The organism is Vibrio sp. 2132-1 (assembly GCF_033344315.1).
Map to the genome: position 1 here is coordinate 1 of NZ_JAWPON010000514.1, position 618 is coordinate 618.

Annotated in this window: 1 protein-coding gene; it reads left to right on the forward strand. The window is 50.8% G+C overall.

Features of this window, described 5'->3' with window-relative positions:
- A partial coding sequence (locus R8N47_RS26375) for a sodium:solute symporter family transporter (protein ID WP_412034491.1) occupies positions 1–618 on the forward strand: 618 nt, incomplete at both ends.

The following is a 618-nucleotide window of genomic DNA, read 5'->3' on the forward strand; positions in this document are numbered from 1 at the left end:
ATTCCACAAATAAGGCTCGGTAGTACCATGGCCGGCACCGATGTCTATCTGTTGGATCGGCTCGACCAAGTGGTGACGGAGATCGGCTTTAGTGAATACACCACTCAAGTCCGCGGTGACACGCTAAACATGTTCGTTTACACCATGTCACTGATGATCGGTACTGCAGGTCTGCCACACGTAATCATCCGTTTCTTCACTGTACCGAAGGTGCGTGATGCACGTACCTCTGCAGGTTGGGCACTTGTGTTCATCGCTATCCTATACACAACGGCTCCAGCAGTATCAGCAATGGCACGTCTAAACCTAATGGATACCGTTAACCCAGCTCCGGGCCAACACTTGGCTTATGACGAACGTCCTACTTGGTTCAAAAACTGGGAGAAAACGGGTCTGCTAGGCTTTGATGATAAGAACGGTGATGGCAACATCAACTACACATCAGATGCAGCAACTAACGAACTGAAAGTTGATAACGACATCATGGTACTGGCTAACCCTGAGATCGCGAAACTACCTAACTGGGTTATCGCACTGGTCGCAGCGGGTGGTCTAGCGGCGGCACTATCAACCGCAGCGGGTCTATTGCTGGCGATTTCGTCCGCGATTTCCCATGAC